This window comes from Arenimonas sp. (assembly GCF_019459675.1).
Lineage (GTDB): Bacteria > Pseudomonadota > Gammaproteobacteria > Xanthomonadales > Xanthomonadaceae > Arenimonas.
In genome coordinates this window covers 1-7181 of record NZ_JAIBFH010000017.1, presented here as the reverse complement: position 1 = coordinate 7181, position 7181 = coordinate 1, and the positions used below count along the sequence as shown (strand labels likewise).

At 70.0% G+C, this 7181-nt stretch carries 9 protein-coding genes; 3 read left to right on the top strand and 6 right to left on the bottom strand.

Annotation, left to right across the window (positions count from 1 at the left end):
- On the bottom strand, positions 1–314 hold a 314-nt coding region (locus K0M70_RS00685; RefSeq protein WP_290777939.1), incomplete at its 3' end, for an NUDIX domain-containing protein.
- 41 nt (positions 315–355) lie between these two features.
- Between K0M70_RS00685 and K0M70_RS00680 the strand changes: the two genes are divergently transcribed.
- On the top strand, positions 356–1591 hold the full coding sequence (locus tag K0M70_RS00680; RefSeq protein ID WP_290777936.1) for a TIGR03862 family flavoprotein: 1236 nt from the start codon (positions 356–358) through the stop codon (positions 1589–1591).
- A 9-nt stretch (positions 1592–1600) separates the two neighbouring features.
- Here K0M70_RS00680 and K0M70_RS00675 read toward each other — a convergent pair whose 3' ends face one another.
- Together K0M70_RS00675 and K0M70_RS00670 are read right to left on the bottom strand one after the other, a co-directional pair.
- Positions 1601–2311 carry an FKBP-type peptidyl-prolyl cis-trans isomerase gene (locus K0M70_RS00675; protein ID WP_290777933.1) on the bottom strand — a complete coding sequence of 237 codons (711 nt, stop codon included), beginning with the start codon at positions 2309–2311 and terminating at the stop codon, positions 1601–1603.
- A gap of 151 nt (positions 2312–2462) precedes the next feature.
- A complete protein-coding gene (locus K0M70_RS00670; protein WP_290777930.1) occupies positions 2463–3176 on the bottom strand; it encodes a pseudouridine synthase in 714 nt (237 codons plus the stop codon).
- A gap of 273 nt (positions 3177–3449) precedes the next feature.
- Between K0M70_RS00670 and K0M70_RS00665 the strand changes: the two genes are divergently transcribed.
- Positions 3450–3638 (top strand): hypothetical protein, encoded by a 189-nt coding sequence (locus K0M70_RS00665; protein WP_290777927.1) that lies wholly within the window; start codon positions 3450–3452, stop codon positions 3636–3638.
- A gap of 69 nt (positions 3639–3707) precedes the next feature.
- Here the strand turns inward: K0M70_RS00665 and dbpA are convergent, their stop codons facing one another.
- Genes dbpA through K0M70_RS00650 form a run of 3 tightly spaced genes read right to left on the bottom strand, consistent with a single transcriptional unit; the run spans position 3708 to position 6223 of the window.
- Positions 3708–5078 carry an ATP-dependent RNA helicase DbpA gene (dbpA, locus tag K0M70_RS00660; protein WP_290777924.1) on the bottom strand — a complete coding sequence of 457 codons (1371 nt, stop codon included), beginning with the start codon at positions 5076–5078 and terminating at the stop codon, positions 3708–3710.
- A gap of 34 nt (positions 5079–5112) precedes the next feature.
- Complete coding sequence (locus K0M70_RS00655; protein WP_290777921.1) at positions 5113–5532, bottom strand: hypothetical protein; 420 nt, start codon at positions 5530–5532, stop codon at positions 5113–5115.
- Between the two features lie 19 nt (positions 5533–5551).
- Complete coding sequence (locus K0M70_RS00650; protein ID WP_290777918.1) at positions 5552–6223, bottom strand: glutathione S-transferase; 672 nt, start codon at positions 6221–6223, stop codon at positions 5552–5554.
- A gap of 90 nt (positions 6224–6313) precedes the next feature.
- Between K0M70_RS00650 and K0M70_RS00645 the strand changes: the two genes are divergently transcribed.
- The coding region (locus tag K0M70_RS00645; protein WP_290777915.1) for a lytic murein transglycosylase at positions 6314–7181 on the top strand (868 nt) is incomplete at its 3' end.

Genomic DNA, 7181 nt, shown 5'->3' with positions numbered 1-7181 from the left:
CGCGCCGGCGGCTCACCCTCGAGCGACGTACCCAGGAAAATGAAGCCCAGACAGTCCTCGCCCTGCTTGCCGACCCCCGGCCAGCTGATGGTGCCGCTAAGCTGGGTCGATAAACAGTGGATGCCCGCCTCATCGTGAATTTCCCGGCGCATGCCCGCCAACACGTCCTCGTCCGGCTCGAGCTTGCCGCCCAGGCCGTTGTACTTGCCCAGGTGCTGGTCGCCCGGCCGCGCGTTGCGGTGGACCATCAGGCACTGCCGCCCGTCCGCGGACAGCACGTAGCCGAGCGTTGCGACGATGGGGCGGTAGGGCATCGGGACCTCGTACGGATGGGGGAGCGTGAGAGAATCGCACCATGCAAACTTCAAACCAAGCCGGCATCGCCATCATCGGTGGCGGTCCGGCCGGACTGATGGCCGCAGAAACAGCGCTCGCGGCGGGCCATCGCGTCGACCTGTTCGAGGCGAAGGGGTCGGTCGGCCGCAAGTTCCTGATCGCTGGCAAAGGCGGGCTCAACCTGACCCACAGCGATCCGCGCCCGTCGTTCGAGCGGCGCTATCGCGAGCAGGGCGCGGCCGTGTCGGCATGGCTGGACGCTTTCGACGCCGACTCACTACGCGCCTGGGCCCGCGACCTGGGCGTGGACACGTTCGTGGGCAGCTCTGGCCGCGTTTTCCCGGTGGACCTGAAGGCAGCGCCGCTGCTGCGCGGCTGGGTGCGCCGGCTGCGCGAGCGCGGCGTTCGCTTCCACGTACTGCATCGCTGGTGCGGCTTCGCCGGTGACGGCGCCCTGGTCTTCGACACGCCGGCCGGTGAGCAGCGCCATTCGCCCGGCGCCACGGTGCTGGCCCTGGGCGGCGGCAGCTGGCCACAGCTGGGCTCGGATGGTGCCTGGGTGGCGCCGCTGGCGGCGGTGGGCGTGGACGTAGCGCCGCTGCAGCCGGCCAACTGCGGTTTCGACGTCGGCTGGAGCGGGTTCTTTTCGCAGCGCTTCGCCGGCGCGCCGATCAAACCCGTGCGCATGTCCCTGGCGCCCGACCAGGGCGATCCGGCATGGCGGCAGGGTGAGTGTGTGGCGACGGCCACCGGGCTGGAAGGCAGCCTGGTTTACGCCCTGTCGGCCGAGCTGCGCGAACGCATCGCCCGCGACGGCGACACCGTGCTTCTGATCGACCTGGCGCCCGGACGCGACCCGGCCCGCCTTCTGCGCGAGCTGCAGGCCCCACGCAACGGCCGCAGCCTGAGCGAGCACCTGCGCCGGAAGCTGGGCATCGACGGCGTCAAGGCGGCCCTGCTGCGGGAGGTGCTGGACAAGGCGGCCATGGACGACCCGGTCCGCCTGGCGGCCGCCATCAAGTCCCTGCCCGTCCGGCTGGCTTCGCCGCGACCCATCGCCGAGGCGATCAGCACGGCCGGCGGCGTCACCCTGGGCCAGTTGGACGAAACTCTGATGGTGCGCGCGCGACCGGGCCTGTTCATTGCCGGCGAAATGCTGGACTGGGAAGCACCGACCGGCGGCTACCTGCTGACGGCCTCGTTCGCCAGCGGCGTGGTCGCGGGGCGCGGCGCGGCCGCGTGGCTCAGCCGCTGAGGCAACCGATCAAGGCGCCGGGCTGAAGTCGTAGAGCGTGATGTCGAACACCAGCGTGCCGCGCGGGGTGCCCGGTCCGGCCGGAGCGTTGTCGTAGGCCAGCGGGCCGGGAATCCAGAAGCGGAACGTGTCGCCCCGCGACATCAGCGGCAGGCCCTGCTGCCAGCCCAGGATCAGCTGCTGCAGCGGGAACACGGCGCGCACGTCACGCTGCACGGAGCTGTCGAACAGCTGCCCGTAGCTGGTCCAGCCGCTGTAGTGGATTTCCACCGTGCTTGCCAGCGTCGGGCTGGGGCCGCCCGGCCCGCGCTTGAGAACCCTGTAGGCGATGCCGCTGGGCAGGCGCAGCGCATCGGCCGGCGGCGCGGCCAGGTCTTCGGGCGTTTGCACCGGGTCCTTCGTGCCCAGCACGGTCAGGTCCACCACGTGCGGCAGGTCAGGCATGCCGGCGTAGCCCGGCTTGAGCCGGTCGGCCTGGAACCACCAGCGCCGGGTTTCGCCGACGGGCGACATCAGCAGGGCGCGGGCAAGGCCGGGCTGCTCGCTCGCCAGGCGCTGCACCAGCGCGAGCTGCGGCCCGGACTCCCTCGAGTTCGCGCGCGTTACGCCGTCCCCGCTCCAGACATCGGCCCTGAACTCGATGAAGGGCCCGCTGGCCGTCTTCGACGCATCCGGGCCCGGCTTGAGCACGACGTAGCTGATGCCGCTTGCGGTCTCCATGGCGTTCGCAGGCGGCGCCATAAGTGGCTTGGGCGCCGGCAACGGCGACACGGCCAAAGCCGACGGCGAAGCGGCGACGGCAAGCGCCAATAAAAGGTTGCGAACGATCATCGGGACACTCCGGGGAAAACAGGGCAAGGCGCCGCATCCACTACCATTCCGTCCGCCCCGGCAACAGCCCGCTCAGCTCGGCCTGGGTGAGGTTGCGCCAGCGGCCGGGCTTGATTTCGGCCAGCTTGACGTTGGCGATGCGGATGCGGCGCAGCTGGGTGACGCGGTAACCGAAGGCGGCCGCCATCAGGCGAATCTGCCGGTTCAAGCCCTGGGTCAGCACGATCGAGAAACCGAAGCGGGCGATTTTGCGGGTCTTGCACGGCAGCGTGGTCTCGTTGTGTATGCGCACGCCGCGGGCCATGGCCCGCAGGAATTCATCGGTCACCGGCAGGTTGACGCCCACCAGGTATTCCTTTTCCTTGTGGTTCTCCGCGCGCAGGATCTCGTTGACGATGTCGCCATTGCTGGTCAGCAAGATCAGGCCCTCGGAGTCCTTGTCCAGTCGACCAATGGGGAATATGCGCTGCTGGTGGCCGACGAAATCGACGATGTTGCCCTTCACCGTGGTGTCGGTGGTGCAGGTGACGCCCACGGGCTTGTTCAGGGCGATGTAGACATGCCGGCGCGCACCGGGCTTGGCCGTGCGCACCGCCAGCGGCTGGCCGTCCACCTCCACCCGGTCGCCTTCGGACAGCTGGGTGCCGATGCCGGCCGGCAGGCCGTTCACGGTGACCCGCCGCTCGGTCACCAGGCGGTCCGCCTCGCGCCGGGAACAGTAGCCGGTGTCGCTGATGTACTTGTTCAGTCGCATGGGAGGGTCAGGCCGGGCGGGTGCCCCGGCACGTCAGAAGTGGCGCGCATCCTGTCACGCCGGGCTCGCCAAGTCACCGCCGGCTCGCTTGCCCGCTTGTGTCCGGCTGCCCCGCCAACCCGAATATCTGGGGTCTTTCCGCTCATTGTGCGATCCAATTGGCATTCCCGCGCGGTCCCGCGCCCGGCCGCGCCAGGCGGGCGGTGGTTGGCACGAAAGATGCATCGGTTTGGATAGGTAGAAACATCCATCCAGCCACGGGAGTTCCGCAACATGGGCATCGTCATTCCTTTCCCCACCAAGCAGGTCCTGGACGACGAACTGGCGATACAGCTTTGGGAGCTGGTGATGGCCGGCGAAATCGGCACGCCCGAATATCGCCGCCTGGATGCCGAGATCAGCCGCCGCAAGGCGATGGTGGCGCCGCGCCGCGAAGCCGGCGGTGGCCGCCCCTGGGGCTGAGCGCATGAGCGCCCCGCGCGCCACCGGCCGCTGGGAGCGCAGCGCTCTGGCGCTGCCCCGCTCCCGGCGTCAGCCCAGCTTCCGCACCCGGAAGCTCCGGCCCTTTATCTTTCCCGCCTTGAGCCTGTCCAGGGCCTTGCTGGCCTGGCTGCGCTCAATCGCCACGTAGGTCCGGGTCGCGAAGCCGTCGATCTTGCCGATCGCCGTTGCCGGGATGCCGGCGTCGCCCGTCAGGGCACCCACCAGGTCACCCGGGCGCAGCTTGTCCTGCCGCCCCGCATCCACCACCAGCGTGGTCATGGCCGCCGGCGCCGGCTTCCCCGGCTTGCGCGAGAGGTCGATGCGCTCCCAGCGCACAGCCTTGCCCAGCTTCTCTTCGATGCCGATGATCCGGCGCCGGTCTTCCGAGGCCACCAGCGACAGCGCCAGGCCCGCTTCGCCGGCGCGGCCCGTACGGCCGATGCGATGGGTGTGGGTGTCGAGGTCGCTGGCCAGGCCGTGGCTGACCACCAGCGGCAGGTCCTTGATGTCCAGGCCGCGTGCGGCCACGTCGGTGGCCACCAGCACCTGGCAGCTGCGGTTGGCGAAGCAGACCAGCACTTCGTCACGGTCGCGCTGCTCCAGGTCGCCGTGCAGGGCCAGCACCGCGAAGCCGCGCTGGGCCAGGTCGTCGGCCACCTTCTGCACGTCGCGCCGGGTGTTGCAGAACACCAGCGCCGAATCGGGCTTCAGGTCGGCCAGCAGAAGGGCCAGGGCGTCGGTCTTGCGCGGCGCCTCCACTTCGTAAAAGCGCTGCTCAATCGCGCTGCCCTCGCTGTCGGCGACCGTGTGCTCTTCCGGCTCGCGCTGGAAGCGGCGGCCCAGGGTGCGGATCTCTTCAGGGAACGTGGCCGAGAACATCAGCGTCTGCCGCGCTGGCGGTGCCTGGCCGAGGATGCCGGTGATGGCCGGCTCGAAGCCCATGTCCAGCATGCGGTCGGCTTCGTCCAGCACCACCGTGCGCAGGCCCTCGAGCACCAGCGCGCCCTCGTCGATCAGCTCCTGGATGCGGCCAGGCGTGCCCACCACCACGTGCGGGGGATGGGTCAGCGAGGCCAGGTGCGGCCGCAGCGGCACGCCGCCGCAGAACACCGACACCTTGATGTTGGGCATGAAGCGGGCCAGGCGGCGGATTTCCTTGCCCACCTGGTCGGCCAGTTCGCGGGTCGGGCACAGCACCAGGGCCTGCACCTGCACCGACTCGGGCGCCAGGCGCGACAGCAGCCCCAGGCCGAAGGCGGCAGTCTTGCCGCTGCCGGTGCGGGCCTGGGCGATGACGTCGCGGCCGGCCAGGATCGGCGGCAGGCTGGCGGCCTGCACCGGGGTCATCTGCGTGTACTCCAGGACGTCGAGCGCCTGCTGGAGTTCGGTGGGGAGGGCGAGCACGGTGAATTCAGTCATGGCGCATTCTCGCACGCCGCGCCCGAGCCCCGGCTCAGCCTCCGGACATCGGCGTGCGCTTGCCGTCCCTGCCGACGATCTCGCACTCGCGGGTCCAGGCCGGCTGCTCGCGCGTGGAGCCGCTCATGCGGCCCTGGGCCTGCTCGCGGAACTCCCCCGCCAGGCCGCTGCGGCCGGCATCGGACAGCCTGCACTCCATCCGCATGTCGCCCGGCATGGTCTGCGAATAGCCGCAGGCGCCGTCCGCCTCGCCGGTAATGCGGTGCTCGATGGTGAACCCCTTCACGAATGGATGCGGCGCGGCATGGGTGGAGGCGGTGCAGCCTTCGAGCGCACCGGCGAACTGCGCGGGGTCGGCAATTTCCGCTGCGGCCGCCGCGCCGGCGGTTGCGGGGTCCGCGGCCAGGGCGGGCGCGGCCAGGAAAACGGCGAGCATCATCAGGGCGGGCTTCATCGCGGCATCTCCTCGTGTGTCAGCGCAGCAGTTCGTAGGGTCCACCCTTTTCCAACGCACGCTGGTAGGCCGGGCGGCCGTGGATGCGGTCCAGGAAGGCCATCAGCCGCGGACGGCTGGCGCCCAGCCCGCCGCGGGACGCAGCGGCCTCCAGCGGGAAACTGAGCTGGATGTCGGAAACCCCGAATTCCTCGCCGCCGAACCAGGTGGACTTGCCCAACTCCGCCTCCAGGTAATCGAGGTTGCTGGTGACGTTGGGCGTGACGAAACTTTCCATCACCTTGTCGGCGATGCCGTGGGCGATGGGCTTGGCGAAGAACGGCATCGGCGCGCTGCGCACCTTGTTGAACACCAGGCTCATCAACAGCGGCGGCATCAATGAGCCCTCCGCGTAGTGCAGCCAATACGTCGCCCGCCGACGTTCAGGGGAGCCAGGCGGCGGCAGCAGCTTGCCCTGGCCGTACTTGTCGGCGAGGTATTCAACGATGGCACCGGACTCGGCCACCACTTCGTCGCCGTCGCTGATCACCGGCGATTTGCCCAGCGGGTGTACGGCGCGCAGTTCGGGCGGCGCGAGCATGGTCTTGGCATCGCGCTCGTAGCGCTTGACCTCGTAGGGCACGCCCAGTTCTTCAAGCAGCCACAGCACGCGCTGCGAACGGGAGTTGTTGAGGTGGTGGACGATGACCATTCGGATTTCCTTCTTTGCCAGGCCACAGCATAGCCTGCCGTCCAAGACGGGCTGGCGACGATTCAGCCGCACGGTGGCAAAGTACCGGCCATGCGAACCCTCTCCCTGCTTGCACCGCTGCTCCTGGCCGCCTCCCTGCCGGTCGCCGCCGACCCCGCCTTCACCGCCTGCCTGGACGGCCTGAAGCCGCAGGCCGCGGCGGCGGGCATCCGGGCCGACACCTTCGACCGGCACACGGCCGGGCTGGTGCCCGACCCGACGGTGCTGGAGTCGCTGGACTTCCAGCCCGAGTTCCGCACGCCCATCTGGGACTACCTGGCCGGCCTGGTGGACCAGGAGCGCGTGGAAGACGGGCGGGCGATGCTGGCCGAACATGCCGCCCTGCTCGAGCGCGTCCAGGCGCAGTACGGCGTGGACCCGGAAACGGTGGTGGCGGTCTGGGGCGTGGAAAGCAACTTCGGCCGCACCTTCGGCAAGAAGCCGCTGCTGGCCTCGCTGTCCACGCTGTCGTGCGCCGGGCGTCGGCAGGCGTTCTTCCGCAGCGAATTCTTCGCCACGCTCAAGCTGCTGCAGTCAGGTGACCTGCGGCCCGAGGGACTGGTGGGTTCGTGGGCCGGCGCCTTCGGCCACACCCAGTTCATGCCCAGCACCTATGCGCGCATCGCGGTGGACTTCGACGGCGACGGGCGCCGCGACCTGGTCGGCAGCATCCCGGACGCCCTGGCTTCGACCGCGAACTACCTCAAGCGCTCGGGCTGGCGCACGGGCCAGGACTGGGGTCGTGAAGTGGTGCTGCCCGCCGGTTTCGACACATCGGTGAACGGCCGCCAGGCGCGCCGACCGCTGTCGTCGTGGCTGGCGCCCGGCGCCAGGCCCGCCGACCGCCGCGCCCTGGCCACCACCGATGTTGCGCCGGGCCATCTGGTGCCGGCCGGAAAGGACGGCGCCGCGGTCGGGG